Raw genomic sequence first — 24396 nt, forward strand, 5'->3', positions numbered from 1 at the left:
CTTTGGCCCGCTGGGCCTACCAGTTGGTGACCGAGCCGTCCGTGCGGCGCAGGTGGGGGGCTTCCCAGAACTTGAAGCTTTGCTTCTTCACCAGCGCCTCATCCACCTCGACGCCGAGGCCGGGAGCGTCGCTCACGTCGTAGACGACGCCGTTGAGGCGGGGCTGGACGGTGAATATCCCGGCGTCGTCGAAGCCGTAATAAAGTTCGCCGGGCGACGCGCGGGTTTCGAGCCAGGTGAAATTGGCGACCGCCGCAGCGAAATGGATCGTCGCCGCCGTGCAGATCGGCCCGAGCGGATTGTGCGGCATCATGTCGACGTAATGTGCCTCGCTCCAGCCGGCGACTTTCATCGCCTCGGTCAAGCCGCCGACATTGCACACGTCGATGCGGTTGAACTGGTGAATGTCGCGCTCGATGTACGGCAGGAATTGCCACTTGCTCGAAAACTCCTCGCCGATCGCGAAAGGCACGTCGGTGAGTTTCCTGAGCGCCTCGTAGGCTTCCGGCGTCTCGTCGCGGATCGGTTCTTCAAGAAAATCGAGCGTGCCGGATGGCATTTTCTGGCAATAGCTGGCGGCTTCCGCGACCGACAGCCGGTGATGGTAGTCGACGCCCAGCACGACCGCCTCGCCAAGTTCCTCGCGGGCCTTGACGCACCATCTGGCCGTCTCGGCCAGGCTCTGGCGCGGCTCGTAGACGCCCAGGCTTTCGTGATCGGCCGGGAAAAGCCGGATGGCGTTCCATCCCATCGCCATCAGTTCCCTGGCTTGCTCGATCATCTCTGGCCCGCACGGACCCCTGGTCGTTGCAAAGGTCGGGATGTGGTTGCGCTGCTTGCCGCCGAGCAACTGATGGACCGGCACGCCAAGCGCCTTGCCCTTGATGTCGTGCAGCGCGATGTCGATGGCCGAGATCGCGGCGGTGAGCACCCGCCCGCCTTCGAAATACTGGCTGCGATACATCTCCTGCCACAGCGCGCCGATGGCGAAAGGATCGCGGCCGATCAGGAACTCGCGATAGTGTTCGATGGCCCCGACGACCGCCTTCTCGCGGCCAGACAGGCCGCTCTCGCCCCAGCCGTAAATACCTTCGTCGGTCTCCACCTTGACGATGAGCTGGTTCCGGATGCCGACCCAGGTCGGATAGGGAATGATCGCGGTGATTTTCATGAACTTTGCCGCTACGCCGCCTTGAGCGCCATTGTCGTTTCGCCGTCGAACAGATGCATCTTGTTCTGGTCGAACTCGATCCAGACGGGCTCGTCGGGCTGGATCACGACGCTCGGCTCGAGGCTGACCACCACGACCGCGGCACCCAGATAGATCTGCACGAAGGTGACATCGCCGGTGGGCTCGACGGTATAGACCTTGCCGGGCACGGCGCCCGGCGCTGCCTGTTTGCGCAGCCTGAGGGTGCTGTGGCGCGCGCCGAGCACGACTTTGTCCGAACTGGCGGACAGCGCCTTTCGGGCATTGGCGGAAGACAGCGGCAGATCCCAGCCTTCGGGACTTTGCAACGACACTTCGGTACCCTTGGTGACGGCCCTCAGCGGCACCAGGCTCATCGCCGGACTGCCGACGAAACTGGCGACGAACGTGTTCACGGGATTATCGAAGACCTGGCTCGGCGAATCATATTGCTGCAGCATCCCCCCGCTCATCACCGCCATCTTGTCGGCCATGGTGACGGCTTCGAGCTGGTCGTGCGTGACATAGATTACCGTCGCGCTGAGATCCCGCTGGAAGCGTTTCAGCTCCGAGCGCATCTGCACGCGCAGCTTGGCGTCGAGATTGGACAGAGGTTCGTCCATCAGGAAGACTTTTGGGTCGCGCACCAGCGCCCGGCCAAGCGCGACACGCTGCTGCTGGCCACCGGAAAGTTCACGAGGAAGCCGTTTCAGAAGGTGGACGATGTCGAGCACCTTGGCGGCTTCCATCACCTTCCTTTCGATATCCGGCTTGGCGAGTTTGCGCATCTTCAGCGGAAAAGACAGGTTCTGGAACACCGTCTTGTTGGGATAGAGCGCGTAGTTCTGGAAGACCATGGCGATATCCCGGTCCTTGGGATCGAGGTCGTTGACCAGCCTGTCGCCGATGTAGATGTCGCCATCCGATATCGGCATCAGCCCCGCCACCAGGTTGAGCGTCGTCGTCTTGCCGCAGCCGGAAGGCCCGACCAGCGCCACGAACTCGCCGTCCTCGACGGTCAGCGATACATGATTGACGGCGTAGAGATTGCCGTAGGTCTTGACGACGTCTCGCAGAACGACCTGGGCCATGCGGCTTCTCCCCTCACGCAGTCACGACTTCACGGCGCCTTCGGTCAGCGCGCGGACAAAATATTTCTGCAGCACAAGGAACAGCACCACGACCGGCACGCTCATCAGGAAGGTTGCCGCCATCAGGCCAGGCCAGTCGGTGGCGAACTCGGTGAAGTAACGCTGGATGCCCACCGGCAAGGTCAACTTGTCCTTGTTGTTCAGGAATGTGACGGCATAGACATACTCGTTCCAGGCGCCGATGAACGAAAAGATCGACGTGGCGATGATGCCCGGTGACGATAGCGGCAGCACGATCATGTAAAAGGCCTGGAAACGCGTCGCGCCATCGATGCGCGCCGCCTGCTCGAGCTGGATCGGGATGTTGTCGTAGAACCCCTTGAGCAGCCAGATCGAGAGCGGCAGGCCAAACGTCAGATAGGTCAGGATCAGGGACGTGTGGGTGCCCACCAATCCGAGCCGGCGCATCAGCAGGAACAGCGGCATCAGGAAAACGACCGCGGGAAACATGTTCCTGACGAGCACCGCGAAAAACAGGAACGTGCGGCCCGGAAAGCGGAACCGCGAAAAGGCATATGCCGCCGGCACCGCGACGACGACGCCAAGGATCGTCGTTGCCACCGAAACGTAGAGGCTGTTCCAGAAATATTGCAGGAATTCGTGGCCGACTGAGTTCGAGGGGTCGAGCAGCTTGCTGTAGTTTTCAAGCGTCGGCTCGGCCGGCCACCACTGCGGCGGGTATTGCATCGCGGCGAATTGCGACTTCAGCGACGTCAGCACCATCCACGCCATCGGCAGGACCGTGAAGATCAACAGGAACAGCAGGAATACGCGACCGCTCCATCGCCACCAGTCGATGGGTTTTCTGATACGAGACCGGCCGGCGTCGGCGAATGTGCTGGTCATGCCCTCGCCTCGTCGCCGCGAGTCAGTGCTTTCACGTAGAAGTAGCCGAGCGTCATCAGCACGATGAACAGAATGACCGCGTAGGCCGACGCCAGCCCCCAGCGCTGGCGCCCGAAGGCGAGCTGATAGATCTGGGTGATCCAGATATCGGAAGCGCCAGCCGGCCCGCCGCCCGTCATGATCCATGGGATGATGAAGGAGTTGAAGTTCGCCACCATCAACAGCAGCAGCGTGACCATCGAGACGCCTTTCAGATGGGGGAAAGTCACGTGGCGGAAGCGTTGCCAGGTATTGGCGCCATCGACCTGGGCCGCACGCAGCAACTGGTCGGGCACGGTCTGCAGGCCGGCCATCAGCATGATCATGGCGAAGGAAAATTCTCGCCAGATGTTCACGACGATGAGCGAGGGCAGCGCCGTGTGCAGATTGTCCAGGAAGTTGATCGGCCTGTCGGTGAAACCGAACTGCACCGACAGCGCGCCGATCACGCCAAAATCCGAGTGGTAGAGCCACTTCCAGACGTAGGACGCGGCAACCGCGCTAACGACATAGGGGATCAGCAGAACGGCGCGAAGCACGCCACGGCCGGCGAACTCGCGATGCAGCGCCAAAGCGGCGCAAAGCCCGAGCAGGAAGGAGAAGAGCGTCGAGGATATGGTCCAGATCAGGGTATTGACGGTGACATCACGAAACGACGCGCTCGTCAGGATCGTGACGTAATTGTCGAGCCCGACATAGATCTTGTCCTTCATCTGAAGGTTGGCGGGCGTTTTGAAGAGGCTCAGCTCAAGCGTATAGTAGATGGGATAGGCGATGACGATCATCATCACCGCAAGCGCGGGAAACACATAGAGATAGTCCGCGCGGTGGTTCACCACCCGTTGCAGAAGGCCAACGCGCCTCGGCGACCTTGCCGGTGCGGGGGCGGCCTGTTCCGTGGCGATGCTCACGGGCTACATCCTTTGTTAGAGCACGCGGGGACCGGCAGCACGAGGGCTGCCGGCCGTTCCAGGGCGGGACGCGACTTACAAGCAGCCAAGTTACAGGCCGCCAAGCAGCGCCTTGACCTTCGCGGCGGCATCATCGGCGGCCGCGTCGACCGTCATCTTGCCGGTCAAGGCATTCTGCAGCATGTCCGGGACGATGATGTTCATGATCTCCGGCGCTTCCGGGATCACCGGGAATGGGATGCCGTTGGGCAGCATGGATGTCGTCACGTCGAGGAACTTGATCTGGTCAAGACGCTCCTTCATCCACTTGGTCTTGAAGCCGCGCAGATTGCCGGGGTTCGAACCGACCCAGTTAAGCCGCGTCGACCATTCGGGGCTTGTCCACATGCAGATGAGGGCCTTCACCGCCATCTCGTCGGTTCCGCCGTCCACATACTCCGGCTTTAGGACATGAATGTTGGAGCCGCCAAACACCACGGCACGCCGCGCCGGACCTTCGGGTATAAGGCCATAGCGCATGTTCGCCACCACGGCGTCGGCCACTTTCTTGTCGGCGCCGGTCGCCTTGGATGCCAGGTCCACCATCTTGGCGTATTCGGCCGGATGGGCGATCATCATGGCCAACTGGCCGGCGATGAACGGCCCCTGGTTCTCGTTCTGCGTGTTGGTGAGCGCGGAAACCGGGACCGATTTGTCGCGCACATACATGTCGTAGGCAGCCTGCAGCGCCGCCTTGGCGCCAGGGCTGTTGAGACCGATGTTGTGATAGGTCGGGGCCGGGTCGGCCTCGTCGAGCGCCGCGCCGCCATAGGCCCAGAGTTGCGGCATGAAGCGGAACGGCGTGTTGCCGGCGTTCTGCTTGGCCACCAGGCCGTAACCGGCAATGCCGAGCTTGTCGTGGATCTGCTTGGAGTATTTGACGACGTCATCCCACGTGGCTGGCGGTTTTTCCCCATCGAGGCCGGCATCCTTGAAGATCTTGGCGTTCCAGATGAAGGCCATGGTCTCGTTGTTGGTCGGGATGCCGTAGGTCTTGCCGTCATAGGTGACCGATTTCATGGCGCCGGGCCAGAAGTCCGCCGTCGTATATCCGACGTCTTCGGGCTTCAGTTCCTGCAGGTAGCCCTTGGCTGCAAATTCCACGCCGCCCAGGATTTGCAGCCGCACCACCATGGGGCCGGCGTTACCCAGCAAGGCCGTGCGAAACTTGTCGAGAAGATCGTTGTAATTGATGTTCTGCGCGTCGGTCTCGATGTTCGGGTAAGTCGCCTTCCACGCCACCCAGAATTCCTTGTCCATCTGCTTGGTGATTTCGGGCTCTGCGTCGGATGGACCGGTGTACCAGTAGGTCAGGCGACCCTTGTAATCGAGCGGCACGACCTTGGAGCATTCGGCGGCGGTATTGACTTCTTCGGTGCCGGCAATGCTGCGGACATATTCCGGAGACCACTTGCTGAGGTCGACGCTCTGCGCGTGGACCGCGGTGGACATCAACGACGCGGCCAGTCCGAGCGCCAGCGAAGATGTCAGAATCTGACGACCGGCCTTGGCTGCGCGATTTCTCGAAGTCTTCATTGAGATTTCTCCTCCTCACGACGGCGGGTTGCCCAGCCATCCGGCAGGGCGTCCGACCCACAGCTTGCGCTCCTCCCTGGGCGATCGAATTTGTTCGACTTCAGCCAAGGTTCACGAGACTTCCAGACAAAATTGTATCTGTCAACCTGAATGAAATCGTACATTATTTTGATAAGTTAACGTACTATGGGCTTGGCTAGTGTGAAAAAGGTGCATAAAATCAGCGCCCATGAGCGAAATCACACTCATCGACAGACCATCGGGGGAAACCTTCGATCAACCCGGCTGGGTCTATGAAATGATCCGCGACGAAATCATTTCGGGTCGCCTCGGACCCAATGTGAGGCTCAAGATCGCGGATCTGGCGACCCAATACGGCACGTCGACCAATCCGATCCGCGAGGCGCTGCAGCAATTGCGGGGAGAGGGCTTCGTCTTGATCGAGCCCAATCGCGGCGCCCGCGTTCGGCCCATCGATGAGGCCTTCGTACGCGACATCATCGAGATCGAAGTGCTGATCGAGCCGGCCCTCACGCGCTGGTTCGTCTCGATCGTCGATGACACCGATATTGCCAGGCTCGAGGCGGCGCAGGCCGCGATCGAAGAACTCAACTTCGCCGATCTGGCCCAGCACGGCGTGCTCGACACGCGTTTCCACCAGCTGATTTACGACCGCCACTACAACCGGCATGCCGCCGAACTCTGGTGGAAACATCGCGAGATACTGCGCGCCATCAGCCGCCGCTTTCCGACTTCGCTCAGCCGGCGCGTCGCGGTGATGCGCGAGCATCGCGAACTGATCGAACGGATCAAGGCGCAGGATGCCGATGGCGCAGCCGCCGTCGTGGCCCGGCACGTGGAAGGGTCGGGCCGCCATATCATCGAACAGATGGGTGTCGCCAGGCGAGCGGGCCAGGCGGGCGTCAAATCCTGATCAGTAGGAGAGAGTGGAACGATGGCGAGACACAACAGTGCGGCTGAGACGATCGAGAACAATGTCCGCACCAGCTCGCGGCCGAGCGACCTGCGCATCACCGACCTGCGCGTCGCCGAGATCGTCGGCGCGCCGTTCACCTCGGCACTCATCAAGATCTACACCAACCAGGGCATTGTCGGCCTGGGCGAAGTGCGCGACGGCGCCAGCGCGACCTATGCGCTGATGCTCAAGAGCCGGTTGCTGGGCGAGAATCCCTGCGACATCGACCGGCTGTTCCGCCGCATCAAGCAATTTGGCGGCCATGGGCGGCAGGGTGGCGGTGTCTCGGCAGTCGAGATCGCCCTCTGGGACCTCGCCGGCAAGGCCTATGGCGTGCCGATCTACCAGATGCTCGGGGGACGGTTCCGCGACAAGGTGCGTGTCTATTGCGATACCGACGCGGAGAAGCCCAGTGGCACCGAGACCGGCAAGCGGCTCAAGGCGCGGATGGATCTCGGTTTCACCTTCCTCAAGATGGACCTCGGGCTGGCGCAGATCTCCCACATCCCAGGCGCGGTGGTCGCGCCGGCCGGCGTGCTCGACGGTTTCCGCACACATCCCGCTCGCGGCCGGGCACGCACCCCGGACGAGCGCCGGGCGCGCAACGCCGCCTATGACGCGCAGAACGTGCCGCATCCCTTCACCGGCCTCCACTTCACCGAAAAGGGCATCGACCTGCTCGATCAATATATTCACGAGGTCCGCGAGGTGATCGGCTACGAGATTCCGCTCGCCATCGACCATGTCGGACACGTCTCGCTGCAGGACGGCATCCGTCTCGCCCGGCGGATCGAGAAATACGCACCAGCCTGGCTCGAGGACGTGATCCCCTGGCAGTACACCGAGCAGTATCGGCAGTTGCAGGCGGTAACGTCGGTGCCGATCTGCACGGGTGAGGACATCTACCTCAAGGAGGGCTTCGAGCCGCTGCTCAACTCAGGCATCTCGGTCATCCACCCGGACTTGCTTACCACCGGCGGCATCCTGGAGACCAAGAAGATCGGCGACGCCGCCCAGGACCATGGCATCGCCATGGCCATTCACATGGCGGAAAGCCCGATCGCCGCGATGGCCGCCGCGCATGTCGCGGTGGCCACGGAAAACTTCATGGCGCTCGAATATCACAGCGTCGAAGTGGACTGGTGGGACGATATCGTCACGGGCTTGCCCAAGCCGCTGGTCAAGGACGGGTTCATCACCGTGCCGGACAAGCCGGGCCTGGGTATCGACGACGTGGTTGATGAAGTCATCAGCCAGCACCTGCAGGAAGGGGTCAAAGGCATCTGGCAGCCGACCGATCACTGGGATGACGAATATTCCTGGGACCGGACCTGGAGCTGACCGCCTCACCTTTGGGGAAGGCAAGAAAGGGAAAGCATGAAGATCACCGATCTCCGGTGCGCCGTCATCGGCAAACATCCCATCGTCCGCATCGTGACCGATGAAGGCGTTCATGGCCTGGGCGAGGCGGAGTACACCAAGCCTTACCTCAAGCCCTGGGTGCTGCATTTCCGCGAGGCGCTGATCGGTGAAGACCCGACCGACGTCGAACGCTGCATGCTGAAGATCCGCCAGCGCGGCTCGTTCAAACCCTATGGCGCCGCCGTCAGCGCCATCGAGCATGCACTCTGGGACATCGCCGGCAAGGCGGCGGGCGTTCCGGTCTACAAGCTGCTCGGCGGCAAGGTGCGCGACAAGGTGCGGGTCTACAACGGCTCCATCCGCAAAAAACGGACCGGAGATAAGCCAGAGGACTACGCGGCGGACGTCAAATGGATGATGGAGCGGCCTGAAAACTTCTTCATGGTGAAACAGGGCATCAGCTTTCACTCCAACATGAAGACAAGTGTCCCCGACTTCCACTACGGCGTCCGCCAGCCGCCGACCTATCACGGCGCGATGGATCAGGGGCAGATCAGCGAGCGGGGCATGGCGCATATGATCGAATGCGTCATTGCAATGAAGGAAGTGCTTGGCGACAAGGTCTCTCTGGCCCTGGATTGCGGTCCTGGCTGGTTCCTGCCGGACGCCATCCGCTTCGCGCAGGCGGTGGAAAAATACAATCTCATGTGGTTGGAGGACATGCTGACGGGCGACTACGTGCCATGGGTCAATCCGCAGGCCTACCGCGAACTCACGACATCCACGTCCACCCCCATCCATACAGGAGAGCAAATCTACCTGCGTCACAACTTCAAGGAACTGATCGAAACGCAGGCCGTCCGCGTCATCGGTCCGGACCCCGCTGATATCGGTGGCATCGCCGAACTCAAATGGGTGGCCGAGCATGCCTATTTGCACTCGATCATGATGGCGCCGCACGGCACGGCGAACGGTCTCCTCGGCCTCGGCGCGCTGATCAATGTCTGCGCCACCCTGCCCGCCAACTACATCGCCTTCGAATATCCCAGCGCCTCCGACCCCTGGTGGGAGGATATCGTCATTGGCCTGCCGACGCGGATCGTGAAGGATTCGATGATCGACTTGCTCGAAGCTCCCGGATTGGGCGTCGACATCGATGCCGCGGGCGCGAAGAAGCACCTCAAGGAAGAGGACGCCGGCTTCTTCGACTGAGTATCGCTTGCCATATCACCAACTTGGAGCGGTATCGCTAAGGGATGCCGGTAGCAACCCTTAAGAAAGTCTGATCGGGTCATAACAGCCGGACGGCTCGAATGTTGCCCGTCGTGGAATTGCCCTAGTGGGGAACAGATCGTTCAAGGCGGGCACTTTCGTCGGGCGGGGTTTCAGGTCCGACACGGAAGGCGAAGGACAAGACCCTCGTCGCATTGGTGTCTACCTCGCACCGGAAGCTCAAATCATACCAAGTTGTTCGCGTACGGAAATGAGTATTCGGCTGGTCGATAATATTGCCCGCGTTCAACCGAAAAGCTGGCACCCAGTCGGGAATATAAGAAGCGTTCTCCAGTTGTTGGTACAACGTGCTGGCACAAAGTTGGCCTGCGCGCTCGTAGCGAGGCACGTCGGCCATCGACATTGTAGCCAGCGCATCACCGGTAGCGCCTTGCGAGTAGAGCCTGCGGACGCCTGGAAGGTCCGAATAAACCCGCGATGCGGCAGCCGCCACGTCGGTGGAGCTTGGCCTTCTGGCGCTGCCGCTTCCAGACTTCGAAACCTTCGCAGGGCTGGGTTTCGGCGCGTTTTCGGGTCTGGGTTTCGGCGCTTCGGCCGACGTGGGAAGCGCGATCTCAATGTCGCCGCCGGCGGCGGCCAACGGCGTTGCCGCCGCGGCTGCTCCCGCCTGCTGTTTGTCTGCTTCCTGGTTGCCCATGTCCTGGGTTGAAGTTGCCTGCTTCTCCTGTGTGGGCTCGATGTCCTTCGCTGCGGTTACCGGCTTCTCGCCGACCTTGGTTGGATCTGCCCGCTCTCCCGAGTCTGGCGACGCGGCAGATTTGTTCTCTGCATCTTTCGGCACGACAGGCGGCTTCGAATCCTTATCCTTGGCCGGCGACGGCGAGTTGTCTTGAGCGCTGCTGCCATCCAAGGATTTCCGGGGGCCGGCATCCTTGTCGCCGAACTGAAAAACAGGCCTCAGGACCTCGACTGGCGACGGCTTTTCCGGCGCAGGCGGCTTTTCAACATTCTGCTCCGGCGGCTTTTCCACTTTCGGTTCCGGCGGCTTTTTGGCCTCGGGTTTCTTTGGAGGCGGCGCGGGAGCAGGTTTCGGTTTTGGCTGATCGGGAGGGGGCACGAGTGCGACGTTTACCGCTTGCTCCTCCTGCGGCTGTTGGGGAGGCATGGGCAGGCCGTAGACCAGGAGCGCGGTGATGAGCGCATGCAGGATCAGCGATGCGGGCAAGGCCCACAGCAAAGTCCGACGCCGCTCACGTGTCTCGTCCTTCATCCTGACCGATGTGGAATGAAATAGCGGCGGTATCAAGCATGGCCGCCGGATTGGCGCAATTTAGCCGCTGAACAGGTTGGTGATATAAAATGACCACGCGCGGGCCGTCAAAGCGGAATATGATTGGCATTGTCGTGTCGTAACCTCAGGCGGATATCTTCGATGCGTGATTGAGGATCACATCGCCTCCGGGAATTGGAAACAGGCGCCTCCATCGGCTATCGTAGCCGCAGGAGGAGCCAAAATAGCCCGCGGGAGCGGAGGCGGACTCGGCAACCGTGTTGCCCTTTTGCTGATGCCCGCTGGCTGGCTTTCTATTGCCGAACCAGATCGATCAGAATGTTGCCCTGACCATCGGACGTGGAAGAAAGCAAATGCAATCCATCGCGGAGGCAAGGAATGCCTCTTCGATGGCCGCCACGGCTATTTCGACTAGCCTGCGCTCGCCCTAAATATCCAGGCGCCGCAAGGCGCCCAAGCCGTCCATCTCTCGAGCACTGGCTTCAGCCGTTTTTGGCAGGTCTTTCACATCCAGCTCGGGCGCCGAACGGGACGGGCATGTCGGTAAAGATGCGCGAGACGCTCTACCGAATTATCGAAAAGGTCGCGACACATCCTCATTCGATCCTCAAACCCTAATCGTCACTACGCCCTAGTATTTCTGAGGCAAATCGCGCTATGATGTACGCGGCCTTCCTGCCGGACAGCGTCCCTCGGAATGCCGGAGGAACCGAGGATGGCCGTAGCGCTCGTACTCGTTTTGATTGTTGTCGGCTCGGTGCTGTTCCATGTGCTGAGCCCTTGGTGGTCAACGCCGATAGCCTCCAACTGGGGCTATATCGATAGCACTCTTGTCATCACTTTCTGGATCACCGGGACGGTCTTCTCCGCCGTCGTACTGTTCATGGCCTATTGTGTTTACCGCTTCCGGCACAAGGAAGGACAGAAGGCGAACTACGAGCCCGAAAGCAGAAAGCTCGAATCCTGGCTGACCGCGTTCACCGCTGTCGGCGTTGCGGCATTGCTGGCGCCGGGCCTGTTCGTGTGGAGCCAGTTCGTCACCGTTCCCAAGGACGCGACCGAGGTCGAGGTCGTCGCGCAGCAATGGCAATGGAGCTTCCGCTTGCCCGGTGTGAACGGCAAGCTCGGCACGTCGAACGCACGGCTCATCAGTCCCGACAATCCGCTCGGCATCAATCCACAGGATCCGAACGGTCAGGACAATGTCGTGGTCGTGGCGGCCGACCTGCATCTGCCGGTCGGCAAGCCGGTCAAGATGGTGCTGCGCTCGATCGACGTAATCCACGATTTCTACGTGCCGGAGTTCCGCGCCAAGATGGACATGGTGCCGGGCATGATCACCTATTTCTGGTTCACGCCCACCAGGACAGGAACGTTCGAAATCCTTTGCTCCCAGCTTTGCGGTGTCGGCCATGCCTTCATGCGTGGCGTCGTGAAAGTCGACACCGAGCAGGATTATCTGGCCTGGCTGCAGCAGCAATCGACCTTTGCCCAACTGTCGGCGCCCGCCAAGACGGGCGCGCTTGTCGAACCGGCAAAGGCGAAGGCCGACTAGGGAAAGGCATTTGGCGAGACGACCCTGGAGGTTGCCTTGCGTGAGACGGAAACGAGCGAGGAGGTGTACGAATGGTTGATATCACGCCTCATGGAGCAGGCCTCATTCCGGTTGCGGAAGTGGCTGAGGTTGAGCTCTATCATCCGCACGGCTGGTGGACGAAATACGTCTTCTCGCAGGACGCCAAGGTCATCGCCATCCAGTATGCGGGCACGGCGACAGCGATTGGCCTTGTCGCGCTGGTGCTGTCCTGGCTGATGCGCTTGAAGCTCGGTTTCCCCGACACGTTCACGTCCATCACGCCGGACATGTATTATCAGTTCATGACCATGCACGGCATGATCATGGTGATCTACCTCCTGACCGCGCTGTTCCTCGGCGGTTTCGGCAATTACCTGATCCCGTTGATGGTCGGCGCACGCGACATGGTGTTTCCCTATGTCAACATGCTGAGCTACTGGATCTACCTGCTCGCTGTTCTGGTGTTGACGGCCAGCTTCTTTGCGCCGGGGGGGCCGACGGGCGCCGGCTGGACGCTCTATCCGCCGCAGGCCATCACCTCGGGCACGCCCGGCGGACAGGACTGGGGCATCATCCTGATGCTCGTTTCGCTGATCCTGTTTATCATCGGCTTCACCATGGGCGGCCTCAACTATGTGGTGACTGTGCTTCAGGGTCGTACGCGTGGCATGACGCTGATGCGCCTGCCGCTGACCGTCTGGGGCATTTTCACAGCCACGGTGATGGCGCTGCTTGCTTTCCCCGCGCTCTTCGTCGCCTGCGTCATGATGCTGTTCGACCGGGTGATCGGCTCGAGCTTCTTCATGCCTGCGATCGTGGAGATGGGCACCACCCCACTCCCGCACGACGGCGGCAGCCCGATCATGTTCCAGCACCTGTTCTGGTTCTTCGGCCATCCCGAAGTCTACATCGTGGCGCTGCCCGCCTTCGGCATCGTCTCCGATCTCATCAGCACGCATGCGCGCAAGAACATCTTCGGCTATCGCATGATGGTGTGGGCGATCATTAGCATCGGCGCGCTTTCCTTCGTCGTCTGGGCGCACCACATGTATGTCTCGGGCATGCATCCCTATTTCGGCTTCTTCTTCGCCACCACCACACTGATCATTGCCATCCCCACCGCTATCAAGGTCTACAACTGGGTGCTGACGCTGTGGCGCGGCGACATCCACCTGACCATTCCGATGCTGTTTGCGCTCGCCTTCATCGTCACGTTCGTCAATGGCGGATTGACCGGCCTGTTCCTCGGCAATGTGGTGGTCGACGTACCACTGGCACAAACGATGTTCGTGGTCGCGCATTTCCACATGGTGATGGGCGTGGCGCCGATACTCGTCGTCTTCGGCGCAATCTATCATTGGTACCCCAAGGTCACCGGCAGGATGCTCAACGAAGCGATGGGTCGCTTTCATTTCTGGGTGACCTTCGTCGGCGCCTACATGATTTTCTTCCCGATGCATTATGTCGGGCTGGTTGGCGTACCGCGGCGCTATCCCGAGATCGGCGACACTGCCTTTGTCCCGCCTTCCGTGCACGCGCTGAACGAATTTATCACCATCGCAGCACTTGTGGTCGGCTTTGCCCAGATGGTGTTCCTGTTCAACCTTCTGTGGAGCATCCGGCACGGCCGGCCGGCCGGCGACAACCCGTGGCGGGCGACGACGCTCGAATGGCAGACGGCAGGCACACCGCCGCCGCACGGCAATTTCGGCAAGGAGCTGCCGGTGGTCTATCGCTGGGCCTATGACTACAGCGTGCCCGGCGCGCCGGAAGACTTCATTGCGCAGAACGATCCGCGCCCGCTAACGCAGGGCGGCAGCGCATGAGCGCGATCGTGATCTTCCTCGCCGCGATAGCCGCCGTGGTCGGCTGGTGGCTGTCGCACCAGCGGCTGATGTCCAAGCCATGGCTGGAGGCCGGGCCGGTGACGGCATTTCCCGAGACGGAAGCGTCGCTCATGCATCCGGCCAAGATCGGTCTTGGCGTGTTCCTCGCTGTGGTCGGCACGCTGTTTGCACTGCTCATCAGCGCCTATTTCATGCGCATGGTCTATGCCGACTGGCAGGCCGCTCCCGTGCCCAGGGTCCTGTGGCTCAACACCGCGATGCTGGTGCTGGCAAGCATTGCGCTGCAGGGCGCAGTGTCTGCCGCGCACAAGGGACGACTCGACAATCTCCGGCTCGCCCTTTTCATCGGCGCCCTGGCATCGGTGGCCTTCCTGGGCGGACAATTGCTGGCCTGGCACGATTTCGCCGCCGAGGGCTATTTCGCAACCGAGAACCCGGCAGCCAGCTTCTTTTATCTTCTGACCGCGATGCACGGCCTCCACATCATCGGCGGATTGGTAGCGCTTGGCCGGGTCAATGTTCGCGCATGGCAAAGCGCCCGGTCCGAGACGCTCGTTCTGCCGACCGAACTCTGCGCGATGTATTGGCACGTGCTGCTCGTCGTCTGGCTGGTGCTCTTCTGCGTGCTCATGGGCTGGGCGGCGGACCTGATCGACATCTGCAGGGGATTGTTGACCTAGACGCCGCGCGCGGCGCGCGACGGGTTGTACCCGAGAAGGAAACGCTGATGGCCGAGACCACGCTGGGACATGCCGACCGTACCGCTCCACGGCCGCCTGGCCTGCACGGTGTTGCGGCCGACTGGTCATCCGACCAGAGGGCGTTCAAGAACGTCTCGTGGGGGAAGGCCATGATGTGGATCTTCCTGCTCAGCGATACCTTCATCTTTGGCTGCTTCCTGTTGTCTTACATGACCGCGCGCATGTCGACGACGGTGCCATGGCCCAACCCCAGCGAGGTGTTCGCATTGCATCTGTTCGGCCAAGACATCCCGCTGATCCTGATCGCCATCATGACCTTCGTGCTGATCTCGTCGAGCGGCACAATGGCGATGGCGGTCAATTTCGGCTACCGGCACGATCGTCGGAAGACAGCGGTGTTGATGCTGGTCACTGCCGCTCTCGGCGCGGCCTTCGTCAGCATGCAGGCTTTCGAGTGGACGAAGCTCATCACAGAGGGCGTGCGGCCCTGGGCAAATCCCTGGGGCGCCGTGCAATTCGGTTCATCCTTCTTCATGATCACCGGGTTCCACGGCACCCATGTCACGATCGGCGTGATCTTCCTGTTGATCACAGCACGCAAGGTGTGGCGCGGTGACTACGAAACCGGCGTGCGCGGGTTCTTCACCAGCCGGCGCGGCCAGTACGAGAGCGTCGAGATCATGGGGCTCTACTGGCACTTCGTCGATCTGGTTTGGGTGTTCATCTTCGCGTTCTTCTATCTTTGGTGAGGTGTAGTGATGGCACAGGCAGAAGCGCAGGATCACGGGCTACATGGGGGCGCCGCCGCGCCCGCCCCGACGGTGGGACACGCGGAAGGCCAGCAACACCCAATCAGGCTCTATCTCGTCGTCTGGGGCTGGTTGTTCATCCTCAGCGCTGGCTCCTACAGCATCGACTATTTCGGTCTTCAGGGGGATCTGAGGTGGGGCCTGATCATTACCTTCATGATGCTCAAGGCCGGGCTGATCGTCTCCGTGTTCATGCACATGGCGTGGGAGCGGCTGGCGCTTGCCTATGCAATCCTCGTGCCGCCACTGCTTATCCTGGTCTTCGTCACGATCATGGTTCTCGAGTCAGGCTACACTGAGCTGACCCGTGTCTTGTCCTTCAGCATGGGATCATAGGAGCCTCACCATTTGAAAACGCTGGATCGCGTTCTTCGTTGACAGGAAAAATGATGAGAGGAGAATGCTTGGCTCGTTCTCCGACGCGTCACCACCTCGAACAGAAAGGCGCCCACGATGACGATTGCCAGGAAACTTCAGGACTACATTACCGGCAAGGGCATCCGCTACGATACCGTTGCCCACCACCGGACCTCGACTAGCAGCCAGACGGCGCAGGCGGCGCATGTTCCGGGCCGAAGGCTCGCCAAATCGGTGTTGGTTCATCATGAGACGGGCTATGCGCTGGCTGTCGTTCCGAGCAGCCACCGGGTCGAGTTCAACACGCTGCAGGACGTGATCGACAGGCGGCTCGGCCTCGCTTCGGAAGATGAGGTCGGCCAGCTGTTCAGCGACTGCGACACCGGCGCCGTGCCACCCGTGGGTGCCGCCTATGACGTGCCGGTCATTCTCGATGAAAGCTTCGGCGCGGAAGGCGACGTCTATTTCGAAGCAGGCGACCACAAGACCTTGGTGCATGTCACGGGCGGCGACTTTCGCAACCTGTTGCAGGGTGCGCGGGTCGCTCGCTTCAGCCACCCGGCGTAGTATGCACTCTCAAGCGCCCGCCCCAGGGAGGGCGCTTTTCTTTTCTCCGGCCGACTGGTGCCGGGAGCAGGCGCGGATCAGTTCCCCTTGCGCGTCTCGACTTTGGCGAGAGCTGGCGCGGGTTCGATCAGTTTGCGGTAAAGGTGCCAGGTCGAATGACCGAGCACTGGCAGGACTACTGCCAGCCCGACCAGTAAGGGCAGTGAGCCGGCGGCCAGGGCAACGGCCACGATGAGGCCCCAGAGCAGCAACGGCACGGGGTTCGTCATGACCGCGCGCGCCGAGGTCTCGATGGCGGCGTAGGCGCCGATGTCGCGATCGAGCAACAGCGGGAAGGCGACGACCGTGGTGCTCAAAACAACAAGCGCAAACAGAAAGCCGATGACGTTGCCGAGGATGATCAGCACCCAGCCACGCTGCGTGGTCAGAACGTCTCCGATGAAGCCGAACAACGATGCCGGCACGGCATCACGGTAGAGGTGGGCATAGAGCGCATGCGCGGTCAGCATCCAAGCCGCGAACAGCACCAGCAGCATGAAGCCGAGGACCGCGATTGCCGGCATGGCGGGCGATTTTCGGACGTCGAAGGCATGACGCCATGACGTGTCGAGCTTCTGCTCGCGCCGGCGGCTGATCTCGTAAAGACCAAGCGCGGCTAAGGGGCCAAGAAGCGCGAAGCCGGTCATCAAGGGATAGACAAGCTGAAGCGCATTGCCCCCCGAGGACCAGGTGATCAACACAATGCCGGCGACCGGATAGATCAGGCACAAGAAGACGTAATGTGAAGGTTTGTCCCAGAAATCGTCAAGACCCAGGCGAAGCGCGTCGAAAATGTCTGAGACCGCTATCCTGCGTATGGCGGGATGTTCGACGTTGCTGCCGGTGCCTGCTGCGTAGACATGGAAACCTGCCATGACCATTCCTCCCAGATAGGGCTCGGTCGCGGCGTGCGATGCTGCCGTTTGGCGTGACTGGTCACGCGAAAACCGCGACCTGTATCGTCAAGGATCATAGTATTATTCTTGGGCCTTGTCGCCCCCGACGATGATCCCGCATACTGCATGGCGCTTTGCCATGCGTGGCGGTAGTATCCACCGCGTCGATACGATGCGCCAGGTGAGGAGGATAATGCCATGAGACTGACGGCACTGGCCGTACCGGCCCTTCTTGCAGCTTCATTTGTCGCGGCCGTCCCGGCAATTGCAGCGGGCGATGCCGACGCAGGAAAGAAGGTCTTCACCAGATGCATGATCTGCCATGAAGCGACCACCGACACGAACAAGATCGGCCCTTCGTTGCACGGTGTCATTGGCCGCAAAGCTGGTTCGCTGCCAAGCTTCGAAAGCAAATATTCCGATGCGATGAAGAAGGCCGGCGCGGATGGTCTGGTTTGGGATGAAACCAATATCGCAGCCTATATCAAGGCGCCGAAGGTAAAAGTGCCCGGTAACAAGATGCCCTTTGCCGGTCTCCAGAACGAGACCGACATCGCCAATGTGATCGCCTATCTGGAAGCTGTTGCTAAGCAATAAGACGGCAAGGAGCAGGCGATCGTGATCTGGTCGTCACTGCGGCAGGCGGCCTCCCCGGCGAGGCTATGAAAAACTGGCGCGTCAAGGCGCCAAACACCATTGACCGTGAGTTCGGCTTCTCATGCATGGGCCTGGAAGGATGTAGCAAGAACATTGATTTCATTGACTTTTTCGTGAGCCAAAATCGAATGTTTTCCCGTATTGTTCCGTATCCGCCACCGATGGCCGCCCCATATCGAAACCACCGATAGTGACATTCGCTGATGCTGGCCATCTGAATGGAGGGTTCGTCTCGAAGCAAACCCGCACGATAATCCTGGTGCACAAACATCCCGCTCGACACCCCACGACCATTGTGGATCACGACTGGTCACACTTCGATCCAATTTCCACCTGAAATCAGGGATTTGCGAGTTCACTTTGGCCTGCCAACCGCCGTGCGACGGGTGATAAAGTGTCCCAGTTTCCAGCAAGGGCGTTGTCGGGGCAAGACATGCGCCCTTCGTGCCCCACAATGCAGCGCCCATTTCGCGCCTCTGCACCTTTGCCGAACCTGCTGGACGTTGGAGATATCGGCAATCGCCTCTCGCTGAAAGGATATATTGCTCCAGGAACGGCCCTACTGGCCAGCGATCGGATGACTGAAATGGGCCGTTAGCGGACTGGCAGCTTCGAGGCTCGAATCGTCAGAAGCAGACCTTCAGATCGGCGCGGGGCATCGACATGATTGACCCATTGCAGATATTCGGCTCGACGTGATCAAAGCCGTAAAATCAACATTGGACCGCCACCACCGCGACGCAATCGCCCGCTTTGACGAGACCCGGAAAGTGACGCGCTGCGAGTAGGCCCGACATTTTCGCCCTGATCTCCAGAGGAATTTGACCGGTCCGGCCGGTCAGATGGATGCGCGCCAGCACCGCGCCCTTCTCGACGGGCTCACCGAGATCGACCATGGTTTCGATCATGCCGTCGTCTTCGGCGAAGGAGAAGCAATCGCCGGATGGCATGTCCAGCCACTGGGTTTTGCCCTCCTCGACCGCCCCAGCAACAATGCCGGCGTGACGCAGCACATTGAGAATGCCGCGCCGCGCGATCCGCACGGTTTGCGCACGCGAGGTGCCGCCACCGCCCAGCTCGGTGCTGACAAAGACCTTGCCCATTTCCTCCGCCGCCGTATCGTACATGCCGACGGCGTCGATCTCGATCATGCGCATCGAGTACGGTGCTGAGAATGCCGCCACCGCGTCAAAGGCTTTCTGCTCCAGTGCCTTGTCGGGCAGAGTGTGCGCGGCGCAGAACGGCACGAAGTCCAGCGTCTTCCCGCCGGAATGGAAGTCGAACACGATGTCGGCGCGGGGCAGCAATTCACGCTGGAAATAGTCGGCGATCTTCTCGGTCACCGTACCGTCCGGGCGACCGGGAAAGCTGCGGTTCATGTTGCCCTTGTCGATCGGCGAGGTGCGCGTGCCGGCGCGGAAGGCCGGATAGTTCATCGCCGGCACGATGATCACCATGCCACTGACATGCCTGGGATCGAGTGTGCGGGCGAGATCGTAGAGCGCCAGCGGTCCCTCATACTCATCGCCATGGTTGCCGCCGGACAGCAGAGCCGTCGGCCCCTTGCCGTTGCGAATGACACAGATCGGGATCATCACCGACCCCCACGCCGAGTCATCGCGGCTGTAAGGCAAGCGCAGGAACCCATGCTGCACACCGTCGCGATCGAAATCGACAGTCGGCGCGATCGGCGACGGACGGAGACTGGACATCGGGTTCAATCCTTCACCACCAGCTTGCGCGGCACATTGGCCAGACATTCCATACCGGTCTCGGTGATCAGGATGGATTCGGTGATCTCCAGCCCCATCGTCTCCAGCCACAGGCCGGTCATGAAATGGAATGTCATGCCTGGCTTGAGCTCGGTGCGGTCGCCAGGGCGCAGGCTCATCGTGCGCTCGCCCCAGTCAGGCGGATAGGACAGGCCGATCGAATAGCCGGTGCGGTTGTCCTTGACGATGCCATACTTCTTCAGCACTGCGAAGAAGGCATTGGCGATGTCCTCGCACACGTTGCCGGGTTTCGCTGCCGCCAGTCCCGCTTCCATGCCTTCCAGCGTCGCCTTCTCTGCATCGAGGAATTCCTGCGTCGGCTTGCCGAGGAAGACGGTGCGCGACAGCGGGCAGTGGTATCTGTGGTAGCAGCCGGCGATCTCGAAGAAGGTGCCCTCTCCCTGCTTCATCGGCCTGTCGTCCCAGGTCAGGTGCGGCGCCGAGGCATCCGCCCCCGACGGCAGCAGCGGCACGATGGCGGGGTAGTCACCGCCAATGCCATCAACGCCGCGCGTGCCGGCATCATAGATCTCGGCGACGAGATCGCATTTGCGCATGCCGACCTCGATCTTGTCGACAATGCGCTGATGCATGGCTTCGACGATGCGGGCGGCCTTGCGCATATAATCGATCTCGGTCGGGCTCTTGACCGCGCGCTGCCAATTGACCAGGGCGGTGGCATCGACAAAGCGGGCATTGGGCAGATGCTTCTGCAGCGATCCGAAGGCAGCGGCGGAGAACCAGTAATTATCCATCTCGACGCCGATCATGAGCTTGCCCCAGCCGCGGTCGGCGAGCCCGCTGGCGAGATAATCCATCGGGTGGCGTTCAGTCGACTGCACATAGTGGTCGGCATAGCCGACTATGTTGTCGTGTGTGAGATAAGCGGTGCGCTTGGCGCCGTTGGCGTCCTGGCCACGCCCGTACCAGGCCGGCTCGCCCGATGGCGGCACGATGACGGCCTGGTGCACGTAGAACGACCAGCCATCATAGCCGGTCAGCCAAGCCATATTGGACGGGTCGCTGACGATCAATAGATCGACGCCTTTCAGCTCCATGGCTTTCCGGGTTTTGGCGAGGCGATCCGCATATTCGCCGCGCGAGAATCTCAGGTTTGGCTGCATTGTTCTTGGTCCTCGTTTGTTGGGCCTTGCGGCCAGCATCAGCTTTCGAAAATGGTTCCAGCATGGGCCGCCCGCGCCTGGTCGCGGGCGAGCGTGGCAATCGCCGTGTCCTGCACGCCCGTGCCGGTGAGATCCGCGATGGTGATATCGCTGGCCGAACGCCGGCCGTGTCGTTCGCCGGCGATGATCTGGCCGAGTTCGGTCACCTCGGCATCTGCGGCCATCACGCCCGACGAAATGGCATGGTGCAGTTCGCCAAGACGCCGCGTCTGGCGAGCGCTGTCGGCGACGTAGAGATCGGCCATGCGCAGGATCGCCGGCGCGATCTCGTTCTTGTGCTCGGCGTCCGAGCCCATCGCGGTGATGTGCTGGCCGGCGGAAACGAACCCTGCCTTGATCAGCGGCTCGGTCGACGGCGTGGTGGTGACGATGATGTCGGCACCGGCAACCGCCTTTGCCGCGTCGGGCTCGGCGCGCACGACGATGCCGAGCTTTTCGCGCAAGGCAGCTGCGGTTGCCTCTGCCTTCGCCGCATCGCGTGCCCAGATGCGCGCTTCGGCGACAGGCCGCACCAGCATGAGTGCTTCGAGCTGCAGCCCGGACTGCACGCCGGCACCGAAGATCGCCGCAACGAACGAATCTGGCCGCGACAGATGTTTGGCTGCGACCGCGCCGGCGGCAGCCGTGCGGACATCAGTCAGGTAGCCATTGTCGAGTAGCAACGCTTCGATCAGACCCGTCTTCGACGACAGCAGCACCATCATGCCATTGACGCTGGGCAGGCCGAGCGTCGGATTGTCGAAGAAGCCAGGACTGATCTTGATGGCGAAGCCATCGATGCCAGGCACATAGGCGGTCTTCACATCGACCTCGCCGCGATGCTCCGGGATATCGAGGCGCAGGATCGGCGGCATCGCCACCGGCAAAGTGGCGAGCGCGCGGAAGGCATTCTCGACGCAAGCGACGGCATCAAGGTCCAGCGTTATGATCTTGCGCAGTTCGGCTTCGGTGAGGATCGTCATCTGGCTCATGCGGCGCGCTCCGCGATTGCTTCGCCGTAGACGATTGTGCGATGCAGGCCCATATCGATATTGCGGCCGGAGAGAAGAACCACCACCGGGCCGTTCGCCTTGACCTTGCCGGCGAGTAGTGCCGCGACGCCGACCGCGCCGGCGCCCTCGACGATCTCGCGTTCCCGCGCATAGGCGTGACGAATGCCGGCGGCGATCTCGTCTTCGCCGAGCAGGGTGATATCGTCCAGCAGGTCGCGGCACATGGCGAAGGTCAGCCTGTTGTCGAGCCCGATGCCACCACCGAGTGAATCCGCCAGCGTCGGCAATTCTTCCACCAGCACCGGCCGACCGGCATCGAGGCTCGCCTTCATCGCCGCACCGCGCGCCATCGAGACGCCGATGATTTTTGTCGTGGGGCTGACGCCCTTGACGGCTGCGGCGATGCCCGCGGCCAGCCCGCCACCGGACAGCTGCACCAGGACGAGAGCAGCATCCGGGACCTGCTCGATCATCTCCAGTCCAAGCGTGCCTTGCCCGGCGATGATGGCCGGATGGTCGAAGGGCGGCAGCATGACCAGCCCCTCTTGCGCAACCAGTCGCTCGACCTCCTGCTGCGCATCATCCTGGCTATTGCCGACGATGCGGATTTCGGCACCAAGGCGGCGGATTTCGTCGAGCTTGTTTTCCGGTACCAGCCGCGACATGCAGATCACTGCGCGCATGCCCTGAAGCTTCACCGCATGGGCGAGCGCCCGACCATGATTGCCGGTCGAGGCTGCAACCACACCGCGCGCCCTCTCGTCGGTAGTCAGCGAAGCGACGGCATTCGAAGCGCCGCGCAATTTGAAGCTGCCAGTGATCTGGCGATGTTCCAGCTTGAGGTGAACCGGGACGCCCAGTTGCTCTGACAGACTTGGGGATAGCACGGTCGGCGTGCGCTCGACCTTGCCGGCAATATGCTCACGCGCGGCGCGAATGTGCTCAAGCGTAACTTTCGTCATGATCATCAGTCGCGCGGCAGCGGCAGCGTCATCAGACGGCCGAATTCGGGATGGGCTGTCTCATCGCCGCAAAGGCGTAGGCAGTTCCAGGCGGTCGCCTGGTTGCTGGTCACTACGGGACGGCCGATCGCCTCTTCCATTCCGGTGACCGCGAGCGCACCGCGCAGCGCCGTGCAGGACACGAACAGCGCGTCGGCGCTCGCATGTGTCGCCTCACGAGCCAGATCGACAAGGGCCGCCGGTGAGATGCGCGCCATCTCGCGGTCGTCCTCGAAGCCGAGACAGGTGAAGCTGGCGATGTCGAAGCCGCGTGCCGCGAAATAGTCAGCCATCGGCCTAGAGGTTTCGACCGTGTAGGGGGTGAGAATGCTGATCCGCCTGGCGCCTAGCGCGCGCAGGCCGCGCACACCTGCCATCGGCGGCGTGACCACGGGTACGCCGGGCTTGGCCGCCTGGATCGCCACCTCGATTTCGTCATCGCCGATCACCACCGACGCCGAGGTGCAGGAATAGCAGATGGCGTCGAGCGGCTCGTCGGGCAGGATGAGTGCCGCGCCCGCCGTCAGCGCCGGCTGCATCTTGCGCAGATTCTCCGGCGTCGTCGGGTTGGCATAGGGAATGCGCGCGACATAGACGCCGATCCGCTCGCTCGCCACCATGCGGCGAAAGTCCGGTTCGGTCGTATGGTCGGTGGCAAGGATGATCAGGCCGACACGCCGCTCCAGCGGGCGGGCATCCAGTGCTGGCCGTCTCGGATAGACCTTGATCTCGGGAAAGGGTTTCATCGGCTACCTCTCGATCTTGCCGTAGCGGCGTTCCAGCCAGCGCAGCAGCACGACCGAACAAAGACTGATGACGAGGAAGAAAGCGCCGACCAGCGTGATCGGCTCGATGTAACGATAGTAGGTGTTGGCGACGCTCTTCGCCTGGTTCATCAGCTCCAGCACGGTGATCGCTGACAGCAGCGGCGTTTCCTTGAACATGGCGATGAAATAATTGGCCAACGCCGGGATCATCGGCGGAATGGCCTGTGGAATGATGATGTGCGTCCAGGTCTGCCTGGCACTGAGATTGCACGCCTTGGCGGCCTCCCATTGTCCGCGCGGCACATTGTCGATGCCGGCGCGATAAACTTCCGCAGTGTAGGTGCCGTAATGCAGCCCAAGCCCGATGACGCCGGCGACCAGCGGCGGCAGCAGGATGCCGATGTCGGGCAGCACGTAGAAGATGAAATAAAGCTGCACCAGCAGTGGCGTGCCGCGGATGAACTCGGCGACGAAGCCGACCGTGCGCGACAAGGCCCTGTTTGGCGAACGGCGCGCCAATGCGATGCCCAGCCCCACGATCGCCGCCAGCACCGAGCCGAGCAGCGTCGCCAGGATGGTGATCTTCACCCCTTGGATCAGCGTCGGCATGATCTGCCAGACGAAATTCCAGTCCCAGTCCATCAGCAGGCCCCGGCCA

General features: G+C 61.6%; 24 protein-coding genes. 10 read left to right on the forward strand and 14 right to left on the reverse strand.

What is annotated here, in order from left to right; translation table 11 throughout:
* Positions 1-16: 16 nt before the first annotated feature.
* From BPNPMPFG_RS11130 to BPNPMPFG_RS11150, 5 genes are all read right to left on the reverse strand, one after another.
* Positions 17-1171 (reverse strand): mandelate racemase/muconate lactonizing enzyme family protein, encoded by a 1155-nt coding sequence (locus BPNPMPFG_RS11130; RefSeq protein ID WP_258595381.1) that lies wholly within the window; start codon positions 1169-1171, stop codon positions 17-19.
* Between the two features lie 11 nt (positions 1172-1182).
* The gene (locus BPNPMPFG_RS11135) at positions 1183-2280 is read right to left on the reverse strand and encodes an ABC transporter ATP-binding protein (RefSeq protein ID WP_258595383.1); all 1098 of its coding nucleotides are present in this window, start codon (positions 2278-2280) and stop codon (positions 1183-1185) included.
* 21 nt (positions 2281-2301) lie between these two features.
* Positions 2302-3186, reverse strand: coding sequence for a carbohydrate ABC transporter permease (locus BPNPMPFG_RS11140; protein WP_258595385.1), 885 nt, complete (start codon positions 3184-3186; stop codon positions 2302-2304).
* Positions 3183-4073 (reverse strand): carbohydrate ABC transporter permease, encoded by an 891-nt coding sequence (locus BPNPMPFG_RS11145; protein ID WP_413776871.1) that lies wholly within the window; start codon positions 4071-4073, stop codon positions 3183-3185. The genes BPNPMPFG_RS11140 and BPNPMPFG_RS11145 overlap by 4 nt, the downstream gene beginning before the upstream one ends.
* Positions 4074-4226: 153 nt before the next feature.
* Positions 4227-5627 carry an ABC transporter substrate-binding protein gene (locus BPNPMPFG_RS11150; RefSeq protein WP_258596718.1) on the reverse strand — a complete coding sequence of 467 codons (1401 nt, stop codon included), beginning with the start codon at positions 5625-5627 and terminating at the stop codon, positions 4227-4229.
* A gap of 313 nt (positions 5628-5940) precedes the next feature.
* Here BPNPMPFG_RS11150 and BPNPMPFG_RS11155 point away from each other — a divergent pair, with 313 nt between their 5' ends.
* Genes BPNPMPFG_RS11155 through BPNPMPFG_RS11165 form a run of 3 tightly spaced genes read left to right on the forward strand, consistent with a single transcriptional unit; the run spans position 5941 to position 9261 of the window.
* Positions 5941-6645: a GntR family transcriptional regulator gene (locus BPNPMPFG_RS11155; RefSeq protein WP_258595387.1), complete on the forward strand. Its 705-nt coding sequence runs from the start codon at positions 5941-5943 to the stop codon at positions 6643-6645.
* 21 nt (positions 6646-6666) lie between these two features.
* Positions 6667-8028: a mandelate racemase/muconate lactonizing enzyme family protein gene (locus BPNPMPFG_RS11160; protein ID WP_258595388.1), complete on the forward strand. Its 1362-nt coding sequence runs from the start codon at positions 6667-6669 to the stop codon at positions 8026-8028.
* A 36-nt stretch (positions 8029-8064) separates the two neighbouring features.
* The gene (locus BPNPMPFG_RS11165; protein WP_258595389.1) at positions 8065-9261 is read left to right on the forward strand and encodes a mandelate racemase/muconate lactonizing enzyme family protein; all 1197 of its coding nucleotides are present in this window, start codon (positions 8065-8067) and stop codon (positions 9259-9261) included.
* Positions 9262-9385: 124 nt separating this feature from the next.
* Here BPNPMPFG_RS11165 and BPNPMPFG_RS11170 read toward each other — a convergent pair whose 3' ends face one another.
* Both BPNPMPFG_RS11170 and BPNPMPFG_RS11175 read right to left on the reverse strand, forming a co-directional pair.
* Positions 9386-10552 (reverse strand): DUF930 domain-containing protein, encoded by a 1167-nt coding sequence (locus tag BPNPMPFG_RS11170; RefSeq protein ID WP_258595390.1) that lies wholly within the window; start codon positions 10550-10552, stop codon positions 9386-9388.
* The gene (locus BPNPMPFG_RS11175) at positions 10533-10682 is read right to left on the reverse strand and encodes a hypothetical protein (RefSeq protein WP_258595391.1); all 150 of its coding nucleotides are present in this window, start codon (positions 10680-10682) and stop codon (positions 10533-10535) included. The genes BPNPMPFG_RS11170 and BPNPMPFG_RS11175 overlap by 20 nt, the downstream gene beginning before the upstream one ends.
* 606 nt (positions 10683-11288) lie before the next feature.
* Here BPNPMPFG_RS11175 and BPNPMPFG_RS11180 point away from each other — a divergent pair.
* The 6 genes from BPNPMPFG_RS11180 (at position 11289) to BPNPMPFG_RS11205 (ending at position 16430) form a co-directional block, all read left to right on the forward strand.
* Positions 11289-12128: a cytochrome c oxidase subunit II gene (locus BPNPMPFG_RS11180; protein ID WP_258595392.1), complete on the forward strand. Its 840-nt coding sequence runs from the start codon at positions 11289-11291 to the stop codon at positions 12126-12128.
* A 71-nt stretch (positions 12129-12199) separates the two neighbouring features.
* Positions 12200-13975, forward strand: coding sequence for a cbb3-type cytochrome c oxidase subunit I (locus BPNPMPFG_RS11185; protein WP_258595393.1), 1776 nt, complete (start codon positions 12200-12202; stop codon positions 13973-13975).
* Complete coding sequence (locus BPNPMPFG_RS11190; protein ID WP_258595394.1) at positions 13972-14676, forward strand: cytochrome c oxidase subunit 3; 705 nt, start codon at positions 13972-13974, stop codon at positions 14674-14676. The genes BPNPMPFG_RS11185 and BPNPMPFG_RS11190 overlap by 4 nt, the downstream gene beginning before the upstream one ends.
* A 47-nt stretch (positions 14677-14723) precedes the next feature.
* Positions 14724-15446 (forward strand): heme-copper oxidase subunit III family protein, encoded by a 723-nt coding sequence (locus BPNPMPFG_RS11195; protein WP_258595395.1) that lies wholly within the window; start codon positions 14724-14726, stop codon positions 15444-15446.
* Positions 15447-15455: 9 nt separating this feature from the next.
* On the forward strand, positions 15456-15842 hold the full coding sequence (locus BPNPMPFG_RS11200; protein ID WP_258595397.1) for a cytochrome C oxidase subunit IV family protein: 387 nt from the start codon (positions 15456-15458) through the stop codon (positions 15840-15842).
* A 117-nt stretch (positions 15843-15959) separates the two neighbouring features.
* The gene (locus BPNPMPFG_RS11205) at positions 15960-16430 is read left to right on the forward strand and encodes an aminoacyl-tRNA deacylase (protein ID WP_258595398.1); all 471 of its coding nucleotides are present in this window, start codon (positions 15960-15962) and stop codon (positions 16428-16430) included.
* Between the two features lie 77 nt (positions 16431-16507).
* On the opposite strand, the gene BPNPMPFG_RS11210 is transcribed toward BPNPMPFG_RS11205, so the two are convergent.
* The gene (locus tag BPNPMPFG_RS11210) at positions 16508-17344 is read right to left on the reverse strand and encodes a DUF2189 domain-containing protein (protein ID WP_258595399.1); all 837 of its coding nucleotides are present in this window, start codon (positions 17342-17344) and stop codon (positions 16508-16510) included.
* Between the two features lie 219 nt (positions 17345-17563).
* Here BPNPMPFG_RS11210 and BPNPMPFG_RS11215 point away from each other — a divergent pair, with 219 nt between their 5' ends.
* Positions 17564-17962, forward strand: a complete 399-nt coding sequence (locus BPNPMPFG_RS11215) for a c-type cytochrome (RefSeq protein WP_258595401.1) — start codon at positions 17564-17566, stop codon at positions 17960-17962.
* A gap of 773 nt (positions 17963-18735) precedes the next feature.
* Here BPNPMPFG_RS11215 and doeB read toward each other — a convergent pair.
* The 6 genes from doeB to ehuD are packed head-to-tail and all read right to left on the reverse strand — an operon-like array spanning position 18736 to position 24380.
* Positions 18736-19734 carry a N(2)-acetyl-L-2,4-diaminobutanoate deacetylase DoeB gene (gene doeB, locus BPNPMPFG_RS11220; RefSeq protein ID WP_258595402.1) on the reverse strand — a complete coding sequence of 333 codons (999 nt, stop codon included), beginning with the start codon at positions 19732-19734 and terminating at the stop codon, positions 18736-18738.
* A 5-nt stretch (positions 19735-19739) separates the two neighbouring features.
* Positions 19740-20918 carry an ectoine hydrolase DoeA gene (doeA, locus tag BPNPMPFG_RS11225; RefSeq protein ID WP_258595404.1) on the reverse strand — a complete coding sequence of 393 codons (1179 nt, stop codon included), beginning with the start codon at positions 20916-20918 and terminating at the stop codon, positions 19740-19742.
* Between the two features lie 38 nt (positions 20919-20956).
* Entirely contained in the window at positions 20957-21949 is a 993-nt protein-coding gene (locus tag BPNPMPFG_RS11230; protein WP_258595406.1) for a cyclodeaminase, read from the reverse strand.
* Entirely contained in the window at positions 21946-22932 is a 987-nt protein-coding gene (gene eutB / locus BPNPMPFG_RS11235) for a hydroxyectoine utilization dehydratase EutB (protein ID WP_258595407.1), read from the reverse strand. Before eutB ends, BPNPMPFG_RS11230 begins: the two co-directional genes overlap by 4 nt.
* A 5-nt stretch (positions 22933-22937) precedes the next feature.
* A complete protein-coding gene (eutA, locus tag BPNPMPFG_RS11240; RefSeq protein ID WP_258595408.1) occupies positions 22938-23717 on the reverse strand; it encodes an ectoine utilization protein EutA in 780 nt (259 codons plus the stop codon).
* Between the two features lie 3 nt (positions 23718-23720).
* Positions 23721-24380, reverse strand: a complete 660-nt coding sequence (gene ehuD / locus BPNPMPFG_RS11245; RefSeq protein ID WP_258595409.1) for an ectoine/hydroxyectoine ABC transporter permease subunit EhuD — start codon at positions 24378-24380, stop codon at positions 23721-23723.
* Positions 24381-24396 lie beyond the last annotated feature (16 nt).

It is taken from the genome of Mesorhizobium sp. AR07, from assembly GCF_024746815.1.
GTDB lineage: Bacteria > Pseudomonadota > Alphaproteobacteria > Rhizobiales > Rhizobiaceae > Mesorhizobium.

Bases quoted from the DNA above. Each gene is read 5' to 3' on its own strand.
- doeB (WP_258595402.1), bottom strand. From the start codon at position 19,734: ATGTCCAGTCTCCGTCCGTCGCCGATCGCGCCGACTGTCGATTTCGAT.
- eutA (WP_258595408.1), bottom strand. From the start codon at position 23,717: ATGAAACCCTTTCCCGAGATCAAGGTCTATCCGAGACGGCCAGCACTG.
- ehuD (WP_258595409.1), bottom strand. From the start codon at position 24,380: ATGGACTGGGACTGGAATTTCGTCTGGCAGATCATGCCGACGCTGATC.
- BPNPMPFG_RS11135 (WP_258595383.1), bottom strand. From the start codon at position 2,280: ATGGCCCAGGTCGTTCTGCGAGACGTCGTCAAGACCTACGGCAATCTC.
- BPNPMPFG_RS11140 (WP_258595385.1), bottom strand. From the start codon at position 3,186: ATGACCAGCACATTCGCCGACGCCGGCCGGTCTCGTATCAGAAAACCC.
- BPNPMPFG_RS11230 (WP_258595406.1), bottom strand. From the start codon at position 21,949: ATGAGCCAGATGACGATCCTCACCGAAGCCGAACTGCGCAAGATCATA.
- BPNPMPFG_RS11190 (WP_258595394.1), top strand. From the start codon at position 13,972: ATGAGCGCGATCGTGATCTTCCTCGCCGCGATAGCCGCCGTGGTCGGC.
- BPNPMPFG_RS11215 (WP_258595401.1), top strand. From the start codon at position 17,564: ATGAGACTGACGGCACTGGCCGTACCGGCCCTTCTTGCAGCTTCATTT.
- BPNPMPFG_RS11160 (WP_258595388.1), top strand. From the start codon at position 6,667: ATGGCGAGACACAACAGTGCGGCTGAGACGATCGAGAACAATGTCCGC.
- BPNPMPFG_RS11210 (WP_258595399.1), bottom strand. From the start codon at position 17,344: ATGGCAGGTTTCCATGTCTACGCAGCAGGCACCGGCAGCAACGTCGAA.
- BPNPMPFG_RS11205 (WP_258595398.1), top strand. From the start codon at position 15,960: ATGACGATTGCCAGGAAACTTCAGGACTACATTACCGGCAAGGGCATC.
- BPNPMPFG_RS11130 (WP_258595381.1), bottom strand. From the start codon at position 1,171: ATGAAAATCACCGCGATCATTCCCTATCCGACCTGGGTCGGCATCCGG.
- eutB (WP_258595407.1), bottom strand. From the start codon at position 22,932: ATGACGAAAGTTACGCTTGAGCACATTCGCGCCGCGCGTGAGCATATT.
- BPNPMPFG_RS11155 (WP_258595387.1), top strand. From the start codon at position 5,941: ATGAGCGAAATCACACTCATCGACAGACCATCGGGGGAAACCTTCGAT.
- BPNPMPFG_RS11200 (WP_258595397.1), top strand. From the start codon at position 15,456: ATGGCACAGGCAGAAGCGCAGGATCACGGGCTACATGGGGGCGCCGCC.
- BPNPMPFG_RS11170 (WP_258595390.1), bottom strand. From the start codon at position 10,552: ATGAAGGACGAGACACGTGAGCGGCGTCGGACTTTGCTGTGGGCCTTG.
- BPNPMPFG_RS11175 (WP_258595391.1), bottom strand. From the start codon at position 10,682: ATGCCAATCATATTCCGCTTTGACGGCCCGCGCGTGGTCATTTTATAT.
- BPNPMPFG_RS11165 (WP_258595389.1), top strand. From the start codon at position 8,065: ATGAAGATCACCGATCTCCGGTGCGCCGTCATCGGCAAACATCCCATC.
- BPNPMPFG_RS11150 (WP_258596718.1), bottom strand. From the start codon at position 5,627: ATGTCCACCGCGGTCCACGCGCAGAGCGTCGACCTCAGCAAGTGGTCT.
- BPNPMPFG_RS11180 (WP_258595392.1), top strand. From the start codon at position 11,289: ATGGCCGTAGCGCTCGTACTCGTTTTGATTGTTGTCGGCTCGGTGCTG.
- BPNPMPFG_RS11185 (WP_258595393.1), top strand. From the start codon at position 12,200: ATGGTTGATATCACGCCTCATGGAGCAGGCCTCATTCCGGTTGCGGAA.
- doeA (WP_258595404.1), bottom strand. From the start codon at position 20,918: ATGCAGCCAAACCTGAGATTCTCGCGCGGCGAATATGCGGATCGCCTC.
- BPNPMPFG_RS11195 (WP_258595395.1), top strand. From the start codon at position 14,724: ATGGCCGAGACCACGCTGGGACATGCCGACCGTACCGCTCCACGGCCG.